The sequence below is a fragment of the Gordonibacter sp. genome (assembly GCF_036667095.1).
Lineage (GTDB): Bacteria > Actinomycetota > Coriobacteriia > Coriobacteriales > Eggerthellaceae > Gordonibacter.
The window spans coordinates 1-1,166 of record NZ_JAVWUP010000382.1; the positions used below are offsets into that span (position 1 = coordinate 1).

1 pseudogene is annotated in these 1,166 nt (G+C 60.1%); it reads left to right on the forward strand.

Annotated elements, in window-relative coordinates:
• Nucleotides 1–1,166: pseudogene (locus tag RR842_RS14770) on the forward strand (molybdopterin dinucleotide-binding protein); the annotation flags it as partial.

The following is a 1,166-nucleotide window of genomic DNA, read 5'->3' on the forward strand; positions in this document are numbered from 1 at the left end:
GGACCAACCTGCCCTTCATCGTCAACGAGGATACGCAGCTGCCGTACCGCGCCACCGACATCTGGCCGGACTTCAAGCAGAGCACGCCCGCCGATACCCCGGCGTACGTATGCTACGACAACGTCGCCGGTAAGCTGGTGCCGTTCGAGTACCAGGACGAAAGCATCGACCCGGAGCTCTTCTGGAGCGGCTCCATCGACGACTTGGGCGGGGTGTCGGCCCGCAGCGCCGGACAGATTTACAAGGAAGCAGCCTCGGAGTGGACGCTTGAGAAAACTGAGGAAGTCACGTGGGTTCCGGCGGCGGTCAACGAAAAGGCCATCCTGCTGTATACCGCCCCGCTCAAAGAGGGGAAGTGCGGCGGCATCTGCCACGGCGTTTCTTCCGACATGGAACAGATCGCCCACCAGCTCCCGGTGGGGCTGTGCGGGCTCGACGCTATCATGGGCTACGTGAACAAGCCGGGCTGCACTCTCACGCAGAACTCGGCGACCAAGGTCAACGCTGATGGCAAGGTGGCGCGTCCGACGACTATCTTCCAGTACCGCAACGTCGATATCGTGCACGATTGCGGCGTGGGATACATCGTCGGCAACTCTCCCGAGGAGAACGCCGCGCGCTTGGAGGCGTTCGCGTCCGATCCTAACGGGTTCCCCACACCTCATTCCGCAGAATTGCTCTACATCACGAACCAGTTGCGCCTCGATCGTTTGGGTATGAAGAACCACAAGGGCCTGTACCACTGGGAGCATAGCCACATCCCGTCCGTGCTTGAAGCCATCAGGACCGGTGAACCCTATAAGCCGCGCGTGTGGTTCGACATGTCTGGCAACAAGCTGGCCATGCTGGGCAACGCGAAATCGTGGTACGACGTGTTCCCGGAAATCGACTTCTGCATCTGCCAGCACCCGATGATTACCTCGTTTCAGGCTGAAGTGGCCGACCTTATCTTCCCCATCGAGGAGTGGCTTGAGGTTACGAGCCATGACGGTCGAGACATCACCACGGAGGGTGAGATCAAAAGCCCCTCACCCGACACGACCGATGCAGGCCAGCTCAACTTCAAGTTCGGCATGTTCCCGATCCTCCATCTGGGCGAGACGGTGTCCAACTTCGTTGCGCCTAAGAAGGTCACGGGCAAGGTGGCCGAGATACTGAACGCGAAG